Genomic DNA, 23,538 nt, shown 5'->3' on the forward strand with positions numbered 1-23,538 from the left:
CTTCAGGGCCCTTTTGCGGGAGGAACCCTGACGAATCGCCACATCCTCTGCACCAGTACCGTCACGAATGCCCTGCGCGCCGCCTATCCCCTTGGCGCACGATCCGCATCATGGACGACCATAGGGATACGAAAGAGATGCGGAACGCCAAGGAACCGCGGTGAGAGGAGGCGTCCATGGGATCGGTGCGCAAGGCGAGTGCCTGGCTGGGCCTCGTAGAGGACAACGACGAGCGGTACTACGACGACGACGAGTACTCCGAGGGTGTACGGACCGGGACCGGACAGGCCTGGGTGACCGATCCGCGGGTGCAGGTGGCGTCCGAGACGGCCAAGGAGACGGGCCACCGGATCGCCACTGTGACCCCGGACAGCTTCCGGGACGCCCGGAGCATCGGTGAGCTCTTCCGGGACGGCGTCCCGGTGATCATGAACCTCACCGCCATGGACTCCGCCGACGCCAAGCGCGTGGTGGACTTCGCCGCAGGGCTGATCTTCGGACTGCGCGGGTCGATCGACCGCGTGGCCACCCGGGTCTTCCTGCTGACCCCCGCCGACACCCAGGTGGTCAGCGGCGAAGCCGCCGGCCGGCCGGCCGACGGCTTCTTCAACCAGAGCTGAGCGGGGTGCTCACCGGATCGGTCCGGTGGCCATCCTTCACCGGAACGCGTCCAGACCGGTGAGCGCCTTGCCCAGCACCAGCTGGTGCATCTCCACGGTTCCCTCGTAGGTGAGCACCGACTCCAGATTCGTCGCATGCCGCATCACCGGGTACTCCAGCGAGATCCCGTTGGCGCCGAGGATCGTGCGCGAGGTGCGGCAGATCTCGATGGCCTCCCGCACGTTGTTCAGCTTTCCGAAGCTGACCTGCTCCGGGCGGAGCCTGCCGGCGTCCATCCGGCGGCCCAGGTGATGGGCGAGCAGGATGCCCTTGTGGAGTTCGACCGCCATGTCGGCGAGCTTGGCCTGGGTGAGCTGGAAGCCGCCGATCGGCTTACCGAACTGCTCACGGGTCCGCGCGTAGTCCACGGCCGCCTCGAAGCTGGCCCGTGCCGCACCCATGGCTCCCCAGACGATGCCGTAACGGGCATGGCTGAGACAGCCGAGCGGCCCACGCAGGCCGGTGACGCCGGGCAGCACGGCATCGGCCGGCAGCCGCACGTCGTCGAGGATCAGCTCGCTGGTGACCGAGGCGCGCAGGGACCACTTGTGCCTGATCTCGGGTGCGGCGAACCCCGGCGCGTCGGTCGGCACGACGAAGCCGCGGATGCCGGCGCCCGCGCCGTCCTCGCCGGTCTGCGCCCACACCACGGCGACCCCGGCGACCGAGCCGTTGGTGATCCACATCTTGCGGCCGCTGAGCACCCAGTCCTCGCCGTCGCGCCTGGCGTGGGTCCGCATCCCTGCCGGGTCGGAGCCGTGGTCGGGTTCGGTGAGGCCGAAGCAGCCGATGATCTCGCCGGCCGCCATGCCGGGCAGCCACCGCTGCTTCTGCTCCTCGGAGCCGAAACGGTGGATGGCGTACATGGCGAGGGAGCCCTGCACGGAGACGAGCGAGCGGATCCCGGAGTCGGCCGCTTCGAGCTCCAGGCAGGCCAGCCCGTACTGGACGGCGGTGGCGCCCGCGCAGCCGTAGCCCTCCAGGGACATGCCCAGGGCCCCGAGCGAACCGAGTTCGCGGGCCAGGTCGCGGATACCGGGCAGCTCGCCGTTCTCGTACCACTCGGCGATGTGCGGCAGGACCCGGTCGGCGGCCCAGGCCCGTACGGTGTCGCGGATCGCGAGATCCTCGGCGCTCAGGAGGTCGTCGATGCCGATCGGGTCGCGGGGGTCGAAGGGCGGGACTTTCGAGGACGGAGCGGTGGACATGAGGAGGTGCCTCCGGCGGCTCGCACGGTACTGAGGGCGGTACGGGAACGCCGAAAACTAGCAGTGTTAGTCACGGCGACGTGCTGACGTTACGGCTCAGTGTGCCGTGCGTCCAGAGCCGGTCGCCTCGGCAGGCCGCCGCGCGACGGGGAGCGGAAGCAGCACCTTGGGCCGCTCCGCGACCGGCGCTTCGTGGCCCCGGTACCCGCGGGGATCCTCGCTCTCCCGGGCGTCGGCCGCCCGGCGGCCCTCCATGGATGCGCGGGGTTCGCAGAGCGGCGGCGGGCACTCCATCAGCCGCGGCAGCCGCAGCGCGGCGAGTGCGCCGAGCAGCAGCAGGGCGGCGCTGACCAGCAGCGTGATGTGCAGCCCGTCGACGAAGGCGTGCCGGGCCGTGGAGCGCAGCACCTGGCCGAGCGGGCCGCCCAGTTGCGAGGCGACCTGGTACGCCTCGCCGAGCGAGTGGGAGGCGGCGGCGCCGGCCGAGGTGGGGACGCCCGCTTCGGGGAGCCGCGCGAGGCCCGGGGCGTACGCGGCGTTCATGACACTACCGAGCAGCGCGATCCCCATGCCGGCGCCCAGCTGGTACGAGGTCTCGCCTATCGCGGCCGCCCCGCCGGCCCGGTCCGCGGGGGCCTCGCTGAGCATCGACTCGTAGGCACCGAAGAGCGTGGACTGCAGGCCGAAGCCGAGCACGACGAAGGACACCGTCAGCAGGCCGGGCCGGTCGTGCTGCCCCATCGCGGTCAGCATCAGCACCGCCGCGGCCGTCAGGACGAAACCCCAGCCGACCATCCGGCGCGGCCCGATACGGCGCAGGGTGTACGAGCCGGTGGCGCCCGCGGCCATCGCGGCGAAGGTGAGCGGCAGCAGCCGCAGGCCCGTCTCCAGCGGGCTGAGGCCCAGGACGAGCTGGAGGTACTGGACGGCGATCAGCTCCAGGCCGACCAGGGCGAGCATCGCGAGGACGATGCAGCCCACCGCGGTGGTGAAGGCGGGTCTGGCGAACATCCCCATGTCGATCAGCGGGTGCGTCCGCCGTTTCTGGCGGCGGACGAACGCGACGAGCAGTGCGGCCCCGATCAGCAGGGGCGCGAGCGTGGCCGGCCCGAGGAGACCCTCGCCGGTGCCCGCCCGCTTCACGCCCAGGACCACTCCGAGGACACCGGCCGCCGCCATCAGCGCACCGAACACGTCCCAGGGGCCGTCGTCGCTGCCGCGGGACTCCGGGAGCAGCAGCCGGCCGACCGGGAGGATCAGGGCCATCAGCGGAATGTTGATCAGGAAGACCGAGCCCCACCAGAAGTGCTCGACGAGAAAGCCGCCGACGACCGGTCCGGTGGCGGCGCCGACCGCGGCGACCGCGGACCACACCCCGATCGCCACGGCCCGCTCACGCCGGTCCGGAAAGACCTGGCGGAGGATGGACAGGGTGGCGGGCATGATCATCGCGCCGCCGACACCGAGCAGGGCCCGTGCCGCTATGAGCACGCCCGCGCTGTCGGCCATGGCGGCGACGGCGGAGGCGACCCCGAAGAGCGCGTAGCCGAGCAGCAGGATGCGCCGCCGCCCGACCCGGTCACCGAGAGTGCCGAAGAGGATCAGCAGCGACGCGCAGACCAGCGGATACGCGTCGACGATCCACAGGAGCCCGACGGCGCTGGGCCGCAGGTCCTCGGTGACGGCGGGGACGGCGACATGCAGCACCGTCGCATCGAGCGCCACGAGCAGCAGGCTGAGGCAGAGGACGACCAGGACGACCCATCGATTGGCACCGTCGGCGGCTGCGCGCAGGCGGATTCGGGCTGTGGTCGTCCCGGACATGCATCTACCTCCCAAAAGGTCCCTCGCGCTCGGCAGGCCCCCTGGGGATTCAGCGTCCGCTGTCCCTCCGGTCCCGGCATCGACGGGCGAGTAATCCGTCAGCGTACGCGAGTTCGACAGGGCGACACGTGTCCCATCTCATACCCGGAACGGCCGCCGGGTGTGCTGTACGCCACTGCGCCCACCCGTCCCCGGCCGCCCGGAACCCTCTCGCGACCTGCGACGACCGACCGTTCCGCGGTGTGCGCGACGGCCTCCGGGCGGCGTCGCGGACTACCCGGCGAACGACGTCGCGGACTGCCCGGTGAACGGCGGACACAGGCCCCGAGTAACCGGACCGATACCGTCCGTTCCGCTCCCCCGGGGCTCCTGACAAATGCACTTCGACATCCCGTGCACTTTTCCGTCAATATCCGAAAACCCCTCCGGAGTGAACGCCGGAGAAATAGAACAGATGGAATCCAGGATTCCCCGGAGGCCCGGGAAATCAGGCTGTCCTGAGACATTGTCCACATCACATCGTCATCACAAAGCAGCCGGATCGACCAGGTCACCCACTCACTCGCTGTAACGTCGATTGGGTGCGTACCGACATCTTCGCCCGCCTGGACCGGGAGCCGGAACCGCCGAAGATAGAGACACCGCGGATGAGCCGTCACCGCATCGCTCTCTTCGGCGGGACGTTGGCGTTCTATCTCGCCATCGTCATTGCCGTGCTCATGTCGTCCTGGCTGGTGACCCTGGACTGGAAGGTCATGCTCTTCCGGCCGTACCAGCAGTGGCCCGGAATCCATGCGTTCCTCGACTACTACGTCGTACTCGGCCAGCGCGGACCCACGGCCGTCATGGTCGCCTGCTGGCTCGGCTGGCGCTCCTGGCGGCAGCACACGCTGCGGCCGCTGCTGACGCTGGGCGCCTCACTGCTGCTGCTCAACGCGACGGTCGGGGCGGTCAAGTACGGCCTCGGCCGGCTCGGCCCGCACTACGCGACCCAGGTCGGCTCGGCCGAACTCTTCGCCGGCGGCGATATATTTCCCTCCGGGCACACCGCCAACGCGGTCGTGACCTGGGGAATCCTTGCCTACCTGGCCGCCACCCCGCGGGCCAGGCGCTATCTGTCGGCGATGTCCGCAGTCGTGTCCCTCGGGGTCGGCCTGACGACGGTCTACCTCGGTACGCACTGGCTCAGCGACGTGGTGCTGGGCTGGGCTGCGGGTCTGCTGATCCTGCTCGGCCTGCCGTGGGTCGAGCCGCTGATCACCCGGGCGGAGAACTGGATCTTCGCCGCCCGCGAGCGGCTGAGTGCCCACAGCAGGCTCGTGCCGTCCCCGCCGGTGGCAGCGGGCGGCCCCAGGCCGGTTCCGGCCGGACCGCCGGCCGTGGGCGATGCCGCCGCGCAGAACCCGGTCCGCGAACCGGTGGCCGCGGGTGGACGCCAGGCGGCGGTGATCACGGCCGCGGGCCGCCCGCGCGCCCACCCGGCCCCTCCCGCGCACCAGAGTCACGCGGTGCGCTCCGAGCGCACGCCGGTCACCCCGGCCGGCAGCCGCCGCCCGCCGCACGCGGACCGCACACCGCGCGGCGGTACGGCTCCGGCCCGGCCGGTGACGGGCGGCTGACGCGACGGGCCGCGGGAACGATACGCACAGCCCCGCACCCGTATGAGTGAAGGCCCCGACCACTGGATTTCCAGCGGTCGGGGCCTTCACTCATACGGTCGGGGCGCGTCCGCACCAGTCCCCTGGGTACGGGGGCAAACCCCCAGGGCCACCCCGGACCGCCCCGGGACTACCCCGGACTACCCCGGACTGCCCAGGACCGTCCCGGGCAGTCGCCATGGGCCGTGCGCGGCGCTCAGCCGATCCAGCAGCGCTTCACGACGCCGCCGTCGACCTCGAAGTTGATCCGGCCGCGCTGGAACTCCATGGTGATGACGGTGCCCGGCGGCAGGGCTCTGACCGTGTCCCAGCCACGCTCCCGGGCCCGCCGTTCGGCGGTTTCGGAGGTGAGGCCGACATACGCGCCGGGCGTGTCGTCGGGCTGGGCGGAAGGAGTCGGTATGGGTGCCATGCCTCTCACCGTAGGCGGCCCCGGACGACGGCGGAAGCCGGGCGCCGACCGGCCGCACGGCATCCTCACGTCCCCCACCGGTCACGCTTGTGTCACAGGATCACCACATGCGTTCCTGTCGACCCCGCTCACTCGAACGCGTGATTCGCAAATGGACGCACAGTAATCACACTGGCCCGGGAGTGAACGACCGGGAGCGCCGGAAAAACCGGTCGGATATTCATTGCCGGGCCATATCGATTTCCCTCCGGATTACCCTCCGCGAACGAGAGATCCGCCGGAAATTCACCCTTCCTTATCGCACCCTTATCTCATGCTCACAGTATCCACACCATCGGACCGGCCGGGCCGCACGGTTCCGCCCGTATAGCGGACGCCCCGAATCACCCGTCTTCCGGGATCGGAGCAGCCGCTCCGGGCGCCGCCGCCGGGGGTGGGCACGAGCACGCCCCCGTCCGTACGAGCACGCTCCCCGTCGGCGCAGGACCGGCCCACCGACAGGGCGCCGGCCTCGCGCCACGACCTGCCATCTTCTGACATATCGCCTCATTTCCTCGTCGACCTGCTCCCCGGTTCGATTCCGTTCGCTTTCTCGCGTGACCCCGGCAGCAGCTCACCCGTTGTCTTCTTCATGAGCCGGGAACCGCCCGGCGCACGTACCGAGTTCGAGGAGCCACCCGTGCCGCGCATGCTCGACGTCAGCGAGGACGTACGCGCCGAGATCGGCGACGCCGAAGCCGACCGGCTGCTCGTCGGCGACAACGCCCCCGGCAGTTACGACTGCACCTCCTGCCGCACCCCCGGCGACTCGGAGCAGGAACGCACCAGCACGGTGCTGTTCGTCGGCGACGAGACCGCAGTCCTCGCCTTCGCGCACGCGACCTGCATCCCCTCCCAGGTCGTCCAGGTCGCCGAGGAGCAGCTGCAGGGGGCGGTGCGCAGCATCACCGGGAGCGAGCAGGACGCGCAGGACCGGCTGAACCCCGAGCAGGCCGTGCTGGGGATCACCAGCGGCCTCGTCCTGATCGACGACGAACTCCACCCGGCCCTGGTCGTCGAACCGACCGGGGCGATCGCCCGGCCCGGCACGGACGGCAGCGGTGGCGACGAGTTCCTGCAACTGCTGCTGGAGCAGGGCTTCCACCCGGTCCAGCGGATGGATCAGGTCCCCGAAGTGCTGCACGGCTGGTCGATCCTGCTCGCCATGGGGCAGCTGCACGCGGTGCTCCAGCCGGGCACGGGCGGGGGCGCACCGGTGGCCTGGTGGCAGGCGCACGCGCCCCTCCAGGTGACCGAGGGCTGGCGGACCGCCGCGAACAAGTCGCAGACCGTGCTCGTCTATGCCGCCCCGGCCGGTGCGATCGGCCAGCAGCCGCGCGAGGATCTGCTGCGCGACGCGCTGGAGAAGGCTTCGGCCGGCGGGATCCTGGTCGCCGCGGCGATGCCGCTGGCCGGTACCTGATCGTGTCCGTGCGCCCCGAGCCCTCTGGTCGAACAGCTAATTCTCCGGCGGGCCCGCATCCGACGGGCGGTGGGGTCGTTGGCACGTACGTGCACTCATACGACCCCTCCCACCAGCGTCCGAGCCCGATCCCGGCCATGCGTCCCGCGCAGGACCCATCGGGTGGCCCGTCCCGCACCCCGATCTACGACGCGCTGTACTCCGAGTACCGCCGCTCGTTCAGGGCGTTGCCGGGTGACCGGAGCGGGGAGGAGAGTCTGGGACTTCCGAGTTTCGGCAGCGCTTTCTTCGGCTCCCGCGCCCCGCTGAGCAGCCACTCGGGCCACGGTGCGGCGGGTGCGTCCGGCGGAACGGGCGGAGCCGCGGGGCACAGCGGCAGCGCCCCCGGCACGCACACCGGAAGCCTCGGCTCCTGGCAGCGGGTGGGGCGGCACGCGGGGCGGGTGCAGGCCGCGCTGCCGCCGGGTTCGCGAGGAGCCTGACCGCACGACGGAGCCCCGGACCGCTCGTTCTCCGAGCGGTCCGGGGCTCCGTCGTGTCCGGGGCTCTGTGAAGCCCGGAACGCGGTCCGGGCACGCACGTGCCGGGACCGCGTCACCTGCTGCCTACTTGTTGCGGCCGCGCTTCTCGCGGACCCGCACCGAGATGTGGATCGGGGTGCCCTCGAAGCCGAACTCCTCGCGCAGCCGGCGCTCGACGAAGCGCCGGTAGCCATGCTCCAGGAAGCCGGAGGCGAAGAGCACGAAGCGCGGCGGCTTGGTGCCCGCCTGAGTGCCGAAGAGGATCCGGGGCTGCTTGCCGCCGCGGATCGGGTGCGGGTGGGAAGCGACGATCTCGCCGAGGAAGGCGTTCAGCCGGCCCGTCGGAACACGGGTCTCCCAGCCTTCCAGCGCGGTCTCGATCGCCGGGACCAGCTTCTCCATGTGGCGGCCGGTGAGGGCGGAGACATTGACCCGCGGGGCCCACGCGACCTGCGCGAGCTCCGTCTCGATCTCGCGCTCCAGGTAGTAGCGGCGCTCCTCGTCGAGGGTGTCCCACTTGTTGAAGGCGACGACGATCGCGCGTCCGGCCTCGACGGCCATGGTGATGATGCGCTGGTCCTGGACGCTGATCGACTCGCTGGAGTCGATCAGGATGACGGCGACCTCGGCCTTCTCCACGGCAGCCGCGGTACGCAGCGAGGCGTAGTAGTCCGCGCCCTCCTGGAGGTGGACCCGGCGCCGGATGCCCGCCGTGTCGATGAACTTCCAGGTGATGCCGCCGAGCGTGATCAGCTCGTCGACCGGGTCACGGGTGGTTCCGGCCTGTTCGTTGACGACGACACGGTCCTCGTTGGCCACCTTGTTCAGCAGCGAGGACTTGCCGACGTTGGGGCGGCCGATCAGCGCGATGCGGCGCGGCCCGCCGAGCGCGGTGCCGAACGACTGGGCCGGCGCCTCGGGGAGTGCTTCCAGGACGGCGTCGAGCATGTCGCCGGTGCCGCGGCCGTGCAGCGAGGAGACCGGGTGCGGCTGGCCGAGGCCGAGCGACCAGAGCGCGGTGGCGTCCGCCTCACCGCTCTGTCCGTCCACCTTGTTGGCGCAGAGCACGACGGGCTTGCCGGACCGGCGCAGCAGCTTGACGACGGCCTCGTCGGTGTCGGTGGCGCCGACGGTGGAGTCGACCACGAAGACGACCGCGTCGGCCGTCTCGATGGCGTACTCGGCCTGGGCCGCGACGGAGGCGTCCAGCCCGAGCACGTCCTGCTCCCAGCCGCCGGTGTCGACGACCTTGAAGCGGCGGCCCGCCCATTCGGCCTCGTAGCTGACGCGGTCACGGGTGACGCCGGGCTTGTCCTGGACGACGGCCTCACGACGGCCGATGATCCGGTTCACCAGGGTCGACTTGCCGACGTTGGGGCGGCCGACGATGGCGAGAGCGGGAAGCGGTCCGTGACCGGCCTCACCGATCGCGCCCTCGACGTCCTCGGGGTCGAACCCCTCCTGCGCGGCGAGCTCCATGAACTCCGCGTACTCGGCATCGCCAAGCGCTCCGTGCTCGTGGTCCGAGCCGCCGGAGTGAATCTGGTCGTTCATGAAGTCCGTTCCTCTTTGCATCATCATCGGTGGACCACGCAGCACGCGGTCCACTACTCACGTCTTACTCAGCACGCCCGGTGAGGCGCCTGGCCTGCTCCAGGTGGCCGGTCAGCCGTCCCTGGATCCGCAACGTCGCCTCGTCCAGCGCCTTGCGCGTCCGCCTGCCGCTGCGGTCACCGGCTTCGAAGGCGTCCCCGAAGACGACATCGACGCGGCTGCGCAGCGGCGGCAGTGCCGATATCAACCGTCCGCGCCGCTCGGTGCTTCCCAGGACGGCCACGGGCACGATCGGCGCCCCGCTGCGTACCGCGAAGTACGCGAGCCCGGCGCGCAGCGAGGCGAAGTCTCCTTCGCCCCTGGTGCCCTCGGGGAAGATCCCGAGCACCCCGCCGTCCTCCAGTACGCCGAGGGCGTGGGTGATGGCGGTGCGGTCGGCGGTCGTACGGTCCACCTTCAGCTGACCTATTCCGCGCAGGAACGGGTCCAGGGGGCCGACGAACGCCTCTTTCTTGATCAGGAAGTGGACGGGCCGGGGCGCGGTGCCCATCAGCATCGGACCGTCGACGTTGTGCGAGTGGTTCACCGCGAGTATGACGGGTCCCGAGGCAGGGACCCGCCACGCGCCGAGCACACGGGGCTTGAACAGCCCGTACATCAGCCCGATGCCGATGCCCCGCCCGACCGCCGCTCCGCGCAGTGTGGGTGCGCCCGTGGCTGGGCTCACTTCGCGGCCTGCTTCTCCCCGACGAGGGTGACGACGCACTCGATGACCTGCTGAAGCGTCAGCTCGGTGGTGTCCACCTCCACGGCGTCGTCCGCCTTGGCGAGCGGCGAGGTCTTGCGGCCGGAGTCCGCGGCGTCGCGCTTGATCAGCGCCTCCTTGGTGGCGGCGAGATCGGATCCCTTCACCTCTCCGCTGCGGCGGGCGGCCCGCGCCTCCGGCGAAGCGGTCAGGAAGATCTTGATGTCGGCGTCGGGCAGCACGGTGGTGCCGATGTCACGGCCCTCCACCACGATGCCCCTCTCCGCACCGGCGGCGATGGTGCGCTGCAGCTCGGTGATCCGGGTGCGCACCTCGGGGACGGCGCTGACGGCGCTGACCTTGGAAGTGACCTCCTGCGTACGGATCGGGCCGGAGGCGTCCTCGCCGTCGACGGTGATCGTCGGGCGGGTGGGGTCGGTGCCGGAGACGATGACGGGCTTGGCGGCCGCGGTGGCCACCTCCATCGCGTCGTGCACGTCGATGTTGTTGTTCAGCATCCACCAGGTGATCGCCCGGTACTGGGCACCGGTGTCCAGGTAGCTCAGGCCGAGCTGGGTGGCGACGGCCTTGGACGTGCTGGACTTGCCGGTGCCGGAGGGCCCGTCGATGGCGACGATCACTGCGGCCGGGGCCGTCCGGGCGGCGGCGCTTGCGGTTTCCACGGTGGTGGACACCTTCCTGGTACACGGGGTGGGCGGGACGGGACGCGTGAACCCGCCCCGCACAAGGTTACCGAGTGCCGGGGCGGTCCCGACCACCCCTGTGGAAAAGTGCCTCCCGGCCAGGTGCGGCAAGGGCTACGGCCGGATCGACCAGCCGCGCTCGCGCAGGGCGGCGCTGAGGCCCGGGGCGGCGCTCGGTTCGACCATCAGCTGGACGAGGCCGGCCTGCTGGCCGGTGGCGTGCTCGATCCGTACGTCCTCGACGTTGACCCCGGCCCGGCCGGCGTCCGCGAAGATCCCGGCCAGCTCGCCCGGCCGGTCGCTGATGAGGACGGCCACGATCTCGTACGAGGCGGGGGCCGCCCCGTGCTTGCCCGGCACCCTGACCCGGCCGGCGTTGCCGCGGCGCAGGACGTCCTGGATGCCTTCGGTGCCCGCGCGCCGCTTGTCCTCGTCGGCGGACTGCAGCCCGCGCAGCGCCCGTACGGTCTCCTCCAGATCGGTGGCGACCCCGGCGAGGACGTCGGCGACGGGTCCGGGGTTGGCGGAGAGGATCTCCACCCACATCCGGGGATCGGAGGCGGCGATCCGGGTGACGTCCCTGATGCCCTGCCCGCAGAGGCGTACCGCGGTCTCGTCGGCCTCCTCCAGCCGGGCGGCGACCATCGACGAGATCAGCTGCGGGGTGTGGGAGACGAGGGCGACGGCCCTGTCGTGGGCGTCGGCGCCCATGACGACCGGGACGGCACGGCACAGCGCGACCAGTTCCAGGGCGAGGTTGAGCACCTCGGTGTCGGTGTCCCGGGTCGGCGTGAGGACCCAGGGGCGGCCCTCGAAGAGGTCCGCGGTGGCGGCGAGCGGACCGGAGCGCTCCTTGCCGGCCATGGGATGCGTACCGACGTACGGGGTGAGGTCGACGCCGAGCGCTTCGAGTTCGCGGCGCGGGCCGCCCTTGACGCTGGCCACGTCGAGGTAGCCGCGGGCGACGCCGCTGCGCATCGCGGTGGCGAGCACGGACGCGGTGTGGGCCGGCGGTACGGCGACGATCGCCAGATCGACCCGCCCCTCGGGCGCCTCGTCGGTGCCCGCGCCGAGCGCGGCAGCCGTCCGGGCCGACTCCGGGTCGTGGTCGACGAGGTGGACCTTGATGCCGCGCCCGGCGAGGGCGAGGGCCGCGGAGGTGCCGACGAGGCCCGTTCCGATGACAACGGCGGTTCTCACTGGGCGATGTCCTTGCGAAGGGCGGCGGTGGCGCCGAGGTAGACATGGGCGATCTCGGACTTGGGGAGATACGTCTCGATGTGGGCGAGGATCCGGACCACCCGGGGCATCGCCCCCTCGATGTCCAGCTCCTGGGCGCAGATCAGCGGTACGTCGACGATACCGATCCCGCGCGCGGCGGCCGCCGGGAAGTCGCTGTGCAGGTCGGGGGTAGCCGTGAACCAGATGCTGATCAGGTCGTCCGCGACGAGGCTGTTGCGCTCCAGAACGGCGGTGAGAAGGGCGCTGACCTGCTCGTCCATGTGTCCGGCCTCGTCCCGCTCCAGTTGGACGGCTCCGCGGACCGCTCGTACCGCCACGTCGTGCTCCTTGCTTGTCCGTACGCTTCGTGCGCCTGTCCGCACCACTTCGTGCGCTCGTCCGTACCGCTTCGTGCGCCTGGGTTTCAGCGTAGAGGGGTGAAGGGGCCGGCCGTCGGGGTGCCCTGTCCGTGAGACGCGGCCGTGGCGTGCACGGCGACCAGCATCCGCCAGACCTTTCCGGCGAGCTGTGCGGGGGTGGCGTCGATGCGCTCGTGCACCCAGTCGGCGAGGACCCCGGCGAACAGGCCCGCCACGGCACTGGCGATCACGTCGGCTCCGGTCCCGGCAGGGCGGCGGCGACCGAGTTCGGCGAGGCTGCGCGCCCTGAGCTCCTCGTGCAGCAGCGCGCCGAGCGGTCCGCCGCCGCCCGTGCCCAGCAGGCTCCGGTAGACCTCGGCGCGGTCCCTGACGGCGCCCAGCAGGCCGGTCAGCTCCGCGGGCGGTGCGTCGGGCCCCGGCGGCGCCCCGTCCCAGGCGTGCAGGGCGTCCACGGCCTGCCGGACGATCTCGGCGCAGGCGTCCACGGCGAGGGCGCGCAGGTCGTCGTAGTGCAGGTAGAAGGTGGCCCGGCCCACTCCGGCCCGGCGGACGGTCTCGGAGACGCTGACCCGGTCGAGCGGCTGCTCCTCGCACGCCGCGAGGAGCGCCTCACGCAGCCTGCCGCGGGTCCGGGCGGTACGCGGGTCGCCGCTGCCCGCGGTCACTGCCGGCGCCACCGGTTCAGCCCGCCGTCACTACGAGCACGAGGGCCGCGGCGGCGGGTAGCGCCTGCACGAGGAGGATCTTCCGGCTGACGGTGGCCGCGCCGTACACCCCGGCCACGACCAGGCAGCAGAGGAAGAAGATCTGCGCCGGGCGGGCGACGGGGTCACCGGCGATCAGGCTCCAGACGAGCCCGGCGGCCATGAAGCCGTTGTAGAGCCCCTGGTTCGCGGCCATCGGCGCGCTCTGCCTGGAGAACTCCGGCGTCGTGGCGAAGACCTTGCGGCCGCGCGGGGTGTCCCAGAGGAACATTTCGAGGACCAGGAAATACATGTGGATCAGCGCGACGAGCGCGACGAGCACCTGGGCTGCTGTCTGCATGGTGTCGACCTGACGACCTTCCGCATCGACCCGGCACCGGTTCGGCACCGGCGCAACTTCCTGGACAACTGTACAGGAAGTCGTTTCGCGTAACCTCCCCGCATGATCACTCCCTCCGACGAGGCGCTCGTGCGCGACCACACGGTCTACTCCTGCGTGATGGGCTCGCGCGCCTTCGGGCTCGCCACGGACGGCAGCGACACCGACCGGCGGGGGGTCTACCTCGCGCCGACCCCGTTGTTCTGGCGGTTCGACAAGCCTCCGGCCCATGTCGAGGGGCCGGCCGACGAGCAGTTCTCCTGGGAGCTGGAGCGCTTTTGCGAACTGGCGCTGCGGGCCAACCCCAATGTGCTGGAGTGCCTGCACTCGCCCCTGGTGGAACAGGCCGACGCGACCGGCCGTGAACTCCTCTCGCTGCGCGGGGCGTTCCTGTCCCGGCAGGCCCACGGAACCTTCGTCCGCTACGCGCTGGGCCAGCGCAGGAAACTGGACGCGGACGTACGGCAGTACGGGGCGCCGCGCTGGAAGCACGCCATGCATCTGCTGCGGCTGCTGGCGAGCAGCCGGGATCTGCTGCGCACGGGAGCGCTCACGATCGACGTGGGCGCGGCCCGCGACGAACTGCTGGCCGTCAAACGGGGCGAGGTCGCCTGGCCGGAGGTGCAGCGGCGCATGTCCGCGCTGGCCGAGGAGAACGACGAGGCCGCCGCCTCCTCCCCGCTGCCCGCGGAGCCGGACCGGGCACGGATCGAGGACTTCCTGATCCGCGCCCGCCGGGCGTCCGCGCTGGCCGCCCCGCCGGCCGGGGAAGGTTCAGCCGGCTGACGCCGGGGTGAGGCGGGCCCGCACCACCAGCTCGTGCAGCGCGTCGAACCCGCTCGGCCCGTCCGGGAGCCCCGAGCCGGCCTGCGCCTCGTCCAGCACCCGGTGCAGCGACTCGACGCCCCGGGACACCGCCGCCCCGTCCACGCCCTTCGCCTCCCCGTGCTCGGCCTCTTCCTTGGCCGCGATCAGACCGGGGAGCCAGGCGGGCGCCGGCACCCGGTCGAGGAGGGTCGGCAGGTGTGCCAGCACCTCACCGCTGCGCATCAGATGGATACCGGTGAGCAGCGCCCGGAAGGTGTAGAGAAGCGGCTTCAGCTCCCCGGTCCGCTCGAAGAGCCGCCACTGGGTGTTCGCGAACCCCCGGTAGTGGTGGGCGTGGTTGCGGGTGAGGACGGTCGGGGCGAGGGCCACCAGCTCCGTGTGCAGCGGGGTCGTGTGCACGACCAGCGGAGAGAGCAACTGCTCCAGCACGTAGCCGTTCGGCTTCAGCATCAGCCGGACGAACTTACGGAGGTCATGCGTCACGAGGTCCATCTCCACGCCGTCCCGGTCCCATGTCCGCGCGTGCGTCTCCTCCGTCTCGCGCAGCCCGACGAGATCCTCGGCGGGCAGGAGGTGGACCCCCCGCAGGTCCACATCCGAGTCGCGGGAGGGAAACCCGTACAGGTGCGCCCCGGAGACCGTGGCGAACAGCAGCGGGTGTCGCTCCCCGGCGATGACCGGGCCGAGGTCGGTGACCGGCAGCCCGGCGTTCCGGAGGTGCGTCGTGTCCGTAGGCACGGCTCAAGAGTCCCAGAGCGCCCCCAGTGACAGCAGGTCGCTGCGGTACTCGATCCGCTCCGACCACTCCTTGGGCCAGGCCCCCGAGCCCAGATGCGCCCCCGCGAGCGCGCCGGTCAGACAGCCGAGCGAGTCGGAGTCGCCCCGGGTACAGGCGGCACGGCGCAGGGCGGTGACCGGTTCGTCGGGGAAGAGCAGGAAGCAGTGCAGGGCCGTGGCCAGGGCCTCCTCGGCGATCCAGCCGTCGCCGGTCGCCTCGCAGGGATCGGTCTCCGGGGACGGGTTGCGCAGCGCGTCCTGAACGCGTGCCAGCGCGGTGAGGCATTCCTCCCAGCCCCGCTGGATGTAGAGCTCAGGCGAGGAGTCGCCCGCGTACCGCCAGAGATCGCCGAGCCAGCGCGTGAGGTAGTTGCCGCTGTTCTCGTACGCGTAGCTGCGCAGCTGCCCGATCAGCCCCACCGGTTCGGCGCCCTGCGCCAGCAGGTACACCGCGCGGGCCATCAGGTCGGACGCGGCGAGTGCGGTCGGGTGTCCGTGGGTGAGGGCCGCCTGCAACTGGGCGGCTCCGGCGCGCTGTTCGTCGCTCAGTCCGGGAACGAGTCCGACGGGAGCGACACGCATGTTGGCGCCGCAGCCCTTGGAGCCGGTCTGACTGGCCTCCTGCCAGATCCGGTCGCTGTCGAGCATCCGGCAGGCGGTCATGCAGCTGCGTCCCGGGGCGCGGTTGTTGTCGGGTGAGTGGTACCAGTCGACGAACTCGTCGCGCACCGGGCGCACCAGCCGGAGCGGGGTGAGCAGCCCGCGGTCCATGGCGGACCGGATGCCGCGCCCCAGGGCGAGCGTCATCTGGGTGTCGTCGGTGACGAAGGCCGGATTCGGCAGCCTCATCTGGCGCCACGGCCCGCACTTGGCGAGGATCGACGGCACGTTGTTGAACTCGGTCGGGAAGCCCAGCGCATCGCCGAGCGCGAGCCCGGTCAGCGCGCCGGTGGCGGCCTGTTTGGTGATGGTCCTGGTCACGATCACGTGCTTCTTCCTTCCGGTCGCAGCAGTGGGGGGTGCAGGGCGGTGGCGGCACCCGCCCGGTGGAGGGCGGCCGGTTTCCCGCGTCCGCCGGTGCGGCGCGGTGGTCCTTCCACGGCCTGGACGAAGCCGGGCGTGGTGAGGACCTTGCGCCGGAAGTTGGGCCGGTCCAGCTCGACGCCCCAGACCGTCTCGTACACCTGCTGGAGTTCTCCCAGGGTGAATTCGGGCGGGCAGAACGCGGTGGCCAGGCAGGTGTACTCGAGTTTGGCGCCGATCCTCGTCCGTGCGTCGGCGAGGATGCGGTCGTGGTCGAAGGCGAGCGCGCCCAGTGTTCCGGCGTCCCACCAGCGGGCGCTGGCGGCATCGCCGCCGCCGCGCGGTTCGGGCAGATCGGGTACGAGTGCGGTGTAGGCGACGGAGACGACGCGCATCCTCGGGTCGCGGTCCGGGTCGCTGTAGGTCCGCAGCTGCTCCAGGTGGAGGGCTGCGACGGTGTCCTGGCTCAGCCCGGTCTCCTCGGCCAGCTCCCGGCGGGCCGCGTTCCCGGCGGACTCGCGGGGCAGGACGAAGCCGCCGGGCAGCGCCCAGTGGCCCTTGTAGGGGTCCTCGCCCCGCTCGACGAGCAGGACGTGCAGCCGGGTGTCGCGGACCGTGAAGACGGCCAGGTCGACGGTGACCGCGAACGGTTCGAAGGCGTACGGGTCGTAGCCCTCGGGGGCGGCGGCGCTCATCGCCGTTCCGGGAGGGGTGCGGCGAAGTCCCAGCCCTTGGCGAGCAGGGCGTCGACCGCCTCGACGGCGGTAGCCAGGCGCTCCTGGCGGCTTCCGGTGATTTCGATGAAGTTCCTTCCGGTACGGGTGAGTTCGGCGCGGAAGCGGTCGGTCATCCAGGGACGCAGCTCCTCGCCGTCGCGCAGCCCGTCGTCCTCGAAGGCGACGCCCTCGTGGCCGGTCAGCAGCCACAGGTGATGGCCGGCCCGGTCGGCCGTGCGCTCGACGAGCGGGTTGCGTCCGCCGACGTACCGCTCGTGCCACACCGTGGTGGCGAAGGAGTCGGTGTCGCAGATGAGCACCGGGGATCCGGTGCGGGCGGCCGCCTCCTCCCGGGCGTTCTGGACCTCGGCGATCAATGGGAAGTCGTCGGTGGTGAAGGCGACGTCCTCCCACTGGGCCCGGGGCCGCCGGGCGCGCAGCGCGGCCAGCTTCTGTTCGCTGAACTCGCGCCCGTACTCGGCGACGTAGCCGGTGAGCGCCCAGATGCCGCCGCGTCGGCGGTAGTGGGCGGCGAGGGCGCGGGCCAGGGTGGTGGTGCCGGTGGACTCGGCACCCAGGACGACGACGCGGCGGGTGAGCGCGGCCCGTACCGGCGGTTCGAGGAAGTCCCAGCAGCCCGCCGGGTCCTCGCGCACGGCGGTACCGGAGACCGGGAAGACCGTGCGGCCAGGGTCGACGCAGACGGACTCGGCGCCGAAGCGGCGGGCGAGTTCGTCCCCGTACGACTCCGAGCTGAAGACGGCGTCCACCGGCTCGGGCACCGCCCCGGTGAAGACCGCCATGTGGGCGTCCCAGATCGCCGGGTCGTGGAGATCCATCCGGGTGTCGTCGACGGCGCCCACCACCGTCACGTCCGGGTGCGCCTCGCGCATCCAGGCGACCCGGTCGGCGAGCGGGACGGACTCCACCGAGGCGGCGCAGACCAGCACGGTGAGCCGCTCGCAGCGGTCCTGGGCGGTGCGGACGAGGTGGTGGTGACCGGCGTGCGGCGGGTAGAACTTGCCGAGTACCAGCCCGTGCGCGAAACGCTTCATGCCACGACCTCCGCGGGCCCGCGTTGCCGGCGGGTGAGATCACGCCTCCAGTTGCGCAGGCCGATCAGGCACAGCATCAGGAAGCCGGCGTACAGGAGTGAGGTGAGGTAGAGCTCCTTGTACGCGTAGAGCGGGATGTACACCACGTCGGCGGCGATCCACAGCCACCACGACTCGACGAGTTTCCGGCACTGCCCGTACGTCGCCGCCAGCGACAGTGCGGTGGTCAGGGCATCCCAGAAGGGCACCGTCGAGTCGGTGGCCCGGTCCAGCAGCACGGTCAGCGCGAGGGTCCCCACCACCCCTGCCGCGAACAGCAGGGCCCACTCGGCGCGGGTGGTACTCCGCACCGGCAGGCCGTCCGCCCCTGGTCCACCCCCGTGGGTCCAGGTCCACCAGCCGTACGCGGCAAGGGCGATGAAGACGATCTGGAGCCCGGCGTCGGCGTACAGGCCGGACTGGGCGAACAGCAGGATGAAGAAGAGGTTGTTGGCGATTCCGATCGGCCAGTTGGCGAGGTGCTGGCGGGCCACGAGCCGGACACACAGCGCCCCGCTGCCGAATCCCAGCACCTCGGTCCAGCTGACCGGGGTGTCCAGGACGGTGACCAGGGGCTGCTGCAGGGGATCGAGGACGTCCGCGAGACTCACACCCGCCTCCTTAATAGTCATTCTGACTATAAAGGTCGAACGCGGGTAGCAAAAGACCCGCGGCCGGTTCCTGTCCGAAAATCGAAATCCAGGAACCGGCCACGGGCCGTGAGCGGTGGGTGCGGGCGGTCTACAGACCGACCTCACGCATCAGCATGCCCACTTCGGTGTTGGTGAGCCGGCGCAGCCAGCCCGACTTCTGGTCGCCCAGCGGGATCGGTCCGAACCCGGTCCGGACGAGCCGCTCGACCGGGAAACCGGCCTCGGCCAGCATCCGGCGGACGATGTGCTTGCGGCCCTCGTGGAGGGTCACCTCGACCAGGTAGTTCTTGCCGGTGTTCTCGACGACGCGGAAGTGGTCGGCGCGGGCGTACCCGTCCTCCAGCTGGATGCCGTCCTTGAGCCGCTTGCCCAGATCGCGCGGGAGCGGTCCCTGGATGGCTGCCAGGTAGGTCTTCTTCACGCCGTACCGGGGGTGGGTGAGACGGTGGGCCAGCTCGCCGTGGTTGGTGAGCATGATGAGGCCCTCGGTCTCGGTGTCCAGCCGGCCGACGTGGAAGAGACGCGTCTCACGGTTGGTGACGTAGTCGCCGAGGCACTGGCGGCCGTCCGGGTCCTCCATGGAGGAGACGACGCCGGCCGGCTTGTTCAGCGCGAAGAAGAGGTACGACTGGGTGGCCACGGTCAGGCCGTCGACCTTGATCTCGTCCCTGTTCACGTCGACGCGCATGCCCTGCTCGACGACGATCTCGCCGTTCACCTCGACGCGGGACTGGTCGATCAGCTCCTCGCACGAGCGGCGCGAGCCCATTCCGGCGCGGGCCAGCACCTTCTGCAGGCGCTCGCCCTCCTCCTCGGCGCCCGGGTTGGTCCTGGGCGTCTTGATCTCGGGCTTGTCCGCATACCGGTCGCGGTTGCGCTGCTCGATCTTGGCGTCGAGCTCGCGCGGGCGTGCCGGGGCGCCGTACGGGGCACGACGGCCGCCGCTCTTGGCGCCGCCCGTCGCCGCCTTCGGGCCGCCCTTGGCGCCGCCGCGGGCCGCCGCGCCGCGGCCCTTGCGGGTGCCGCCGTCGCCGCCCGGCTTGTCGTTGCCGACGTCGTAGCGGCGCTCCTCGGGCCTGGGCCGACGGGCGCGCTGCTCCTGCTTGTCATCACGCTCGGAGCCGGAAACCCGGGGGTTCGGGTTGCTGTTCCTGCCGGTGCCGATGTTGTTCCTGCCGCCGCTCCTGGCTCCGCCGCCGCTGCTGCCGCTCCTGCCGCCGCTGCTGCTGCCGCCGCTCCTGCCGCCGGTACCGCCGCCGCTCCTGCCGCCGCCGCTGCCGCTTCCGCTGTTCCTGCCACTGCTTCGCATCAAAATTCCGTCTTGTCGTCTGCGTGAGTATCCGGGGTGTCCGGTGCGTCCGGATCGAACGACGGCACACCCTCTAGCGTCTCAGCCTCGATCGCGTCCGCCTCGGGGAGGAAGGGCGCGAGCTCCGGGAGCTCGTCCAGGCCACGCAGGCCCATTCGCTCCAGAAAGTAGTTCGTCGTCCTGTACAGGATCGCACCTGTTTCGGGTTCCGCGCCCGCCTCCTCCACCAGCCCCCTCTGCAGCAGGGTCCGCATGACCCCGTCGCAGTTCACGCCGCGCACCGCGGAGACCCGTGAACGGCTCACCGGCTGCCGGTACGCGACCACCGCGAGAGTCTCCAGCGCCGCCTGGGTGAGACGGGCGTGCTGGCCGTCCAGGACGAAGCCCTCGACCGCCGCCGCGTACTCCGGGCGGGTATAGAACCGCCAGCCGCCCGCGACCAGCCTGAGGTCGAAGCCGCGGCGCTGGACGGTGTACTCGTCGGCCAGCTCGCGCAGGGCGTCGGCGACGGCCCGTCTGGGCCGCTCCAGCACCTTGGCCAGGTGCTCCTCGGTGGCCGGTTCGTCGACGACCATGAGGACGGCCTCCAGGGCGGGCCTGAGATCGAGGCCCGCGACGGTGGAGCCGGTGACGTCCTGCTCGCTCATGCCTTCACATCCCGCTGTTCGTCCTGCACGTCCGGTGCCTCCTGGTCGAACTCGTCCGTCACGAGGGGTTCGGCCCCCGCTCCCCCGGCCCAGCGCACCATGAGCTCCCCCAGCGCCTCGTCCTGGTCCAGGGCGACGGCCTTCTCCCGGTAGAGCTCCAGCAGCGCGAGGAAGCGGGCGACGACGGTGAGGGTGTCCGCGGCGTCCTCGGCCAGCTCCCTGAAACTCATCTCCCCCGCCTCCCGCAGCCGCGCCATCACGATCCGGGCCTGCTCGCGCACGCTGACCAGCGGGGCGTGGATGTGGTCGATGTAGACCTGCGGCCGGGGCCTGGGCTGCATCGCCTTCACGGCCAGCGCGGCGAAGCCCTCGGCCCCGATGCTGATCACGACGTCGGGCAGCAGCTCCGCGTGGTGCGGCTCCAGCCCGACGGTACGGGGGAAGCGGCGGCCCTCCGATTCGAGGCGGTCGCTGAAGATCTCGGCGATGCGTTTGTACGCGCGGTACTGCAGCAGCCGCGCGAAGAGCAGGTCCCTGGCTTCGAGCAGCGCCAGGTCCCCCTCGTCCTCCACCTCGGCGGCGGGCAGCAGCCGGGCGGCCTTGAGGTCCAGGAGGGTGGCCGCGACGACGAGGAACTCGGTGGTCTGGTCCAGGTCCCAGTCCGGGCCCATGGCCCGGATATGGACCATGAACTCATCGGTGACCTTGGACAGGGCGACCTCGGTCACATCCAGCTTGTGCTTGGAGATGAGCTGGAGCAGCAGATCGAACGGCCCCTCGAAGTTCGCCAGCCGAACGGTGAACCGGCCGTCGTCGGCCGCGGGGGTGGCAGCGGTGACCGCGAGGTCCGGGGACTCCGGCGCGACCGGGGGATCCTCCGCGACCGGGGCCGCCTCGCCTGTTTCGGGAGGAAGGGCCGGGGCCGACGCGACCGCCCCCGCCCCGTGTCCGGCCCCCGCCGGCCCGGACACGGGCCCGCCCCCCGGCCCGCGGCCCAGCGGGCGGCGGAAGGTGCGGGCGGGCTCGTCGGGTGATGGCATGGGCATCCAGGGTGCGGCGGGACACGGGCGGCGGGCGGCGGCCCGCCCTTCGGGGCAGGCTACCGGCGCCGTGCCCGTCAGCGGCCGCGCAGCCGCCGTACGAGGATGCTCGCGTCGCCCCGCGACTCCAGGTCGGCGAGGACGACGGCGACCGCCTCACGGACGATCCGTCCGCGGTCGATGGCCAGCCCGTGCTCGCCGCGCAGCACCAGCCGCGCGTGTTCGAGGTCCATCAGCTCCTCGGCGGAGACGTAGACCGTGATCTTCTCGTCGTGGCGCTCCCGGCCGCTGGGCCGCCGGTTCGCGCCGCGTCCGCCACCGCGTCTGCGCTGCTGCTGGACGACAGGTGCGGGAACCGGCTCCTGCGAGGACGGCGGCTGCGGCCGGCGCCCGGCCTGCGCGGCCACCGCGACCCGGTCGCTCTCGCCGCCGCGGCTGCGTGAATCGCCCGCGTCGGCCTTGGCCGGGGAGTGCTCCTCCGGTGCGGCAGGGGCCGTTCCCGCGGGGGCCTCGGAGCCCGTCCCCGGGGCGTCGGCCCCGGAACCGCTCTCGCCGGCCGGTGCCTGCACCCGGGCCTCGCCGTTCGCCTTGCGCCGCCGTTCCGCGGGGGACGAGGACTGCAGCCCCATCCCCCCGGTGGTACGGAACAGTTCGTCGGCCCCGGGCAGACTCACTCGGCGTGACACCGGGCGAGCACCTCCCTGGCGAGCTGGCGATAGGCGGCGGCACCGACCGAGTTGGAGGCGTACGTGGTGATGGGCTCGCCGGCGACCGTGGTCTCCGGGAAGCGGACCGTGCGCCCGATGACCGTGTGGTACACGTGATCATCGAAGGCCTCGACGACGCGCGCGAGGACCTCACGGCTGTGCACCGTACGGGAGTCGTACATGGTGGCGAGGATGCCGTCGAGCTCCAGTTCCGGGTTGAGCCGTTCCTGGACCTTCTCGATGGTCTCGGTGAGCAACGCCACACCGCGCAGGGCGAAGAACTCGCACTCCAGCGGCACGATCACCTTGTGCGCGGCCGTCAGGGCGTTCACGGTGAGCAGGCCGAGCGAGGGCTGGCAGTCGATCACGATGTAGTCGTAGTCGGCCATCAGCGGCTTCAGGGCGCGCTGCAGGGTGGACTCCCGGGCGACCTCGCTGACCAGCTGGACCTCGGCGGCCGACAGGTCGATGTTGCTCGGCAGCAGGTCCATGTTGGGCACGGCGGTCTTCAGGAGGACCTCGTCGGCCGCCATGCCCCGCTCCATGAGCAGGTTGTAGACGGTGAGGTCGAGCTCCATCGGGTTGACGCCGAGACCGACCGACAGGGCTCCCTGCGGGTCGAAGTCGACGAGCAGGACACGTCGTCCGTACTCCGCGAGCGCGGCGCCCAGGTTGATGGTCGACGTGGTCTTGCCGACGCCGCCCTTCTGGTTGCACATCGCGATGATCTTCGCGGGACCGTGGTCGGTCAGCGGGCCCGGGATCGGGAAGTAGGGCAGGGGGCGGCCGGTCGGGCCGATCCGCTCGCGGCGCTGCCGGGCGGCGTCGGGCGCGAGCGTGGCCGCGTACTCCGGATCGGGCTCGTACTCGGCGTCGGGGTCGTAGAAGTGCCCTTGGGGCGCCTCGTCGAAGTCGGCGAAGTGGGCGGTGTCCCGGCCACTCTCGTTGCCGGCCGTGGCGTTCACGTGTAGGCCGTCCATCATCTGGGGGGCTGTCGTCATGTGCTGGTGGGTGGCGAAGGTGCGGACAGCGACGGAGCCGACAGCCTCCAGCCCGTGCGGGCTCTGGCCCCGTGCAGGCATCCCTGGTTGAACACCCCCGGGAGTAAATGTCGACTCATTCACAAGTCGTCTTACCTCCTTGGACGTAACCAGGAAACTTATCGATAGGTCAGCGTGGCACCATGCCGACGATTGGCGACTCTATGGCGTGTCACCGGTTCGCAGCAACACAATCCGCCGGACCCGGCCCGATGTGTCGGCAATCGAACACCCCTCTGTCAAGGGTGCACAGCCTCCGGGGCACTCTGTTC

General features: G+C 71.4%; 25 protein-coding genes. 5 read left to right on the forward strand and 20 right to left on the reverse strand.

The genetic code is table 11. The features are described from left to right. The first annotated feature begins 176 nt into the window (after positions 1-176). Complete coding sequence (locus tag FHX80_RS02820) at positions 177-620, forward strand: cell division protein SepF (RefSeq protein WP_145762647.1); 444 nt, start codon at positions 177-179, stop codon at positions 618-620. 36 nt (positions 621-656) lie between these two features. Here the strand turns inward: FHX80_RS02820 and FHX80_RS02825 are convergent, their stop codons facing one another. Together FHX80_RS02825 and FHX80_RS02830 are read right to left on the reverse strand one after the other, a co-directional pair. Continuing rightward, positions 657-1,868 carry an acyl-CoA dehydrogenase family protein gene (locus tag FHX80_RS02825; protein WP_145762648.1) on the reverse strand — a complete coding sequence of 404 codons (1,212 nt, stop codon included), beginning with the start codon at positions 1,866-1,868 and terminating at the stop codon, positions 657-659. A 96-nt stretch (positions 1,869-1,964) separates the two neighbouring features. Beyond that, positions 1,965-3,692, reverse strand: a complete 1,728-nt coding sequence (locus FHX80_RS02830) for an MFS transporter (RefSeq protein ID WP_145762649.1) — start codon at positions 3,690-3,692, stop codon at positions 1,965-1,967. Between the two features lie 581 nt (positions 3,693-4,273). Here FHX80_RS02830 and FHX80_RS02835 point away from each other — a divergent pair. Continuing rightward, positions 4,274-5,311, forward strand: a complete 1,038-nt coding sequence (locus tag FHX80_RS02835) for a phosphatase PAP2 family protein (protein WP_145762650.1) — start codon at positions 4,274-4,276, stop codon at positions 5,309-5,311. Positions 5,312-5,546: 235 nt separating this feature from the next. Here the strand turns inward: FHX80_RS02835 and FHX80_RS02840 are convergent, their stop codons facing one another. After that, positions 5,547-5,762: an I78 family peptidase inhibitor gene (locus FHX80_RS02840; protein WP_145762651.1), complete on the reverse strand. Its 216-nt coding sequence runs from the start codon at positions 5,760-5,762 to the stop codon at positions 5,547-5,549. A 679-nt stretch (positions 5,763-6,441) separates the two neighbouring features. Between FHX80_RS02840 and FHX80_RS02845 the strand changes: the two genes are divergently transcribed. Both FHX80_RS02845 and FHX80_RS02850 read left to right on the forward strand, forming a co-directional pair. Beyond that, positions 6,442-7,224 carry a hypothetical protein gene (locus tag FHX80_RS02845; protein WP_145762652.1) on the forward strand — a complete coding sequence of 261 codons (783 nt, stop codon included), beginning with the start codon at positions 6,442-6,444 and terminating at the stop codon, positions 7,222-7,224. 137 nt (positions 7,225-7,361) lie between these two features. Then, entirely contained in the window at positions 7,362-7,706 is a 345-nt protein-coding gene (locus FHX80_RS02850) for a hypothetical protein (RefSeq protein ID WP_145762653.1), read from the forward strand. Between the two features lie 123 nt (positions 7,707-7,829). Here the strand turns inward: FHX80_RS02850 and der are convergent, their stop codons facing one another. From der to FHX80_RS02885, 7 genes are all read right to left on the reverse strand, one after another. Beyond that, complete coding sequence (gene der, locus FHX80_RS02855; protein ID WP_145762654.1) at positions 7,830-9,299, reverse strand: ribosome biogenesis GTPase Der; 1,470 nt, start codon at positions 9,297-9,299, stop codon at positions 7,830-7,832. A 64-nt stretch (positions 9,300-9,363) separates the two neighbouring features. After that, complete coding sequence (locus FHX80_RS02860) at positions 9,364-10,026, reverse strand: lysophospholipid acyltransferase family protein (RefSeq protein ID WP_145762655.1); 663 nt, start codon at positions 10,024-10,026, stop codon at positions 9,364-9,366. Next, complete coding sequence (gene cmk / locus FHX80_RS02865; protein WP_145762656.1) at positions 10,023-10,739, reverse strand: (d)CMP kinase; 717 nt, start codon at positions 10,737-10,739, stop codon at positions 10,023-10,025. The genes FHX80_RS02860 and cmk overlap by 4 nt, the downstream gene beginning before the upstream one ends. A 123-nt stretch (positions 10,740-10,862) precedes the next feature. Further along, positions 10,863-11,948: a prephenate dehydrogenase gene (locus FHX80_RS02870; RefSeq protein ID WP_145762657.1), complete on the reverse strand. Its 1,086-nt coding sequence runs from the start codon at positions 11,946-11,948 to the stop codon at positions 10,863-10,865. Next, positions 11,945-12,307 (reverse strand): chorismate mutase, encoded by a 363-nt coding sequence (gene aroH / locus FHX80_RS02875; protein WP_145762658.1) that lies wholly within the window; start codon positions 12,305-12,307, stop codon positions 11,945-11,947. Before aroH ends, FHX80_RS02870 begins: the two co-directional genes overlap by 4 nt. An 86-nt stretch (positions 12,308-12,393) precedes the next feature. After that, positions 12,394-13,014, reverse strand: coding sequence for a TetR/AcrR family transcriptional regulator (locus FHX80_RS02880; protein WP_244318121.1), 621 nt, complete (start codon positions 13,012-13,014; stop codon positions 12,394-12,396). A 16-nt stretch (positions 13,015-13,030) separates the two neighbouring features. Beyond that, entirely contained in the window at positions 13,031-13,393 is a 363-nt protein-coding gene (locus FHX80_RS02885) for a DUF1304 domain-containing protein (protein ID WP_145762660.1), read from the reverse strand. A 102-nt stretch (positions 13,394-13,495) separates the two neighbouring features. On the opposite strand from FHX80_RS02885, the gene FHX80_RS02890 reads away from it, so the two are divergent. Then, positions 13,496-14,218, forward strand: coding sequence for a nucleotidyltransferase domain-containing protein (locus FHX80_RS02890; protein ID WP_145762661.1), 723 nt, complete (start codon positions 13,496-13,498; stop codon positions 14,216-14,218). On the opposite strand, the gene FHX80_RS02895 is transcribed toward FHX80_RS02890, so the two are convergent. The 10 genes from FHX80_RS02895 to FHX80_RS02940 form a co-directional block, all read right to left on the reverse strand. Next, complete coding sequence (locus tag FHX80_RS02895) at positions 14,207-14,998, reverse strand: nucleotidyltransferase domain-containing protein (RefSeq protein ID WP_145762662.1); 792 nt, start codon at positions 14,996-14,998, stop codon at positions 14,207-14,209. The two genes, FHX80_RS02890 and FHX80_RS02895, sit on opposite strands and share 12 nt — an antisense overlap. 3 nt (positions 14,999-15,001) lie before the next feature. After that, entirely contained in the window at positions 15,002-16,024 is a 1,023-nt protein-coding gene (locus tag FHX80_RS02900; RefSeq protein WP_145762663.1) for an ADP-ribosylglycohydrolase family protein, read from the reverse strand. Next, complete coding sequence (locus FHX80_RS02905; RefSeq protein ID WP_145762664.1) at positions 16,021-16,755, reverse strand: NUDIX hydrolase; 735 nt, start codon at positions 16,753-16,755, stop codon at positions 16,021-16,023. The genes FHX80_RS02900 and FHX80_RS02905 overlap by 4 nt, the downstream gene beginning before the upstream one ends. After that, the gene (locus FHX80_RS02910) at positions 16,752-17,831 is read right to left on the reverse strand and encodes an AAA family ATPase (RefSeq protein WP_145762665.1); all 1,080 of its coding nucleotides are present in this window, start codon (positions 17,829-17,831) and stop codon (positions 16,752-16,754) included. Before FHX80_RS02910 ends, FHX80_RS02905 begins: the two co-directional genes overlap by 4 nt. After that, on the reverse strand, positions 17,828-18,481 hold the full coding sequence (gene pnuC, locus FHX80_RS02915) for a nicotinamide riboside transporter PnuC (protein ID WP_145762666.1): 654 nt from the start codon (positions 18,479-18,481) through the stop codon (positions 17,828-17,830). Before pnuC ends, FHX80_RS02910 begins: the two co-directional genes overlap by 4 nt. A gap of 130 nt (positions 18,482-18,611) precedes the next feature. After that, positions 18,612-19,832 (reverse strand): pseudouridine synthase, encoded by a 1,221-nt coding sequence (locus FHX80_RS02920; protein ID WP_145762667.1) that lies wholly within the window; start codon positions 19,830-19,832, stop codon positions 18,612-18,614. Continuing rightward, positions 19,832-20,479 (reverse strand): SMC-Scp complex subunit ScpB, encoded by a 648-nt coding sequence (gene scpB, locus FHX80_RS02925; RefSeq protein WP_145762668.1) that lies wholly within the window; start codon positions 20,477-20,479, stop codon positions 19,832-19,834. The genes FHX80_RS02920 and scpB overlap by 1 nt, the downstream gene beginning before the upstream one ends. Beyond that, the gene (locus FHX80_RS02930) at positions 20,476-21,519 is read right to left on the reverse strand and encodes a segregation and condensation protein A (RefSeq protein WP_145762669.1); all 1,044 of its coding nucleotides are present in this window, start codon (positions 21,517-21,519) and stop codon (positions 20,476-20,478) included. The genes scpB and FHX80_RS02930 overlap by 4 nt, the downstream gene beginning before the upstream one ends. A 77-nt stretch (positions 21,520-21,596) precedes the next feature. Beyond that, on the reverse strand, positions 21,597-22,193 hold the full coding sequence (locus tag FHX80_RS02935) for a hypothetical protein (RefSeq protein WP_145767037.1): 597 nt from the start codon (positions 22,191-22,193) through the stop codon (positions 21,597-21,599). Then, on the reverse strand, positions 22,190-23,308 hold the full coding sequence (locus FHX80_RS02940; RefSeq protein WP_145762670.1) for a ParA family protein: 1,119 nt from the start codon (positions 23,306-23,308) through the stop codon (positions 22,190-22,192). The genes FHX80_RS02935 and FHX80_RS02940 overlap by 4 nt, the downstream gene beginning before the upstream one ends. Positions 23,309-23,538: the final 230 nt, after the last annotated feature.

The sequence above is a fragment of the Streptomyces brevispora genome (genome assembly GCF_007829885.1).
GTDB lineage: Bacteria > Actinomycetota > Actinomycetes > Streptomycetales > Streptomycetaceae > Streptomyces > Streptomyces brevispora.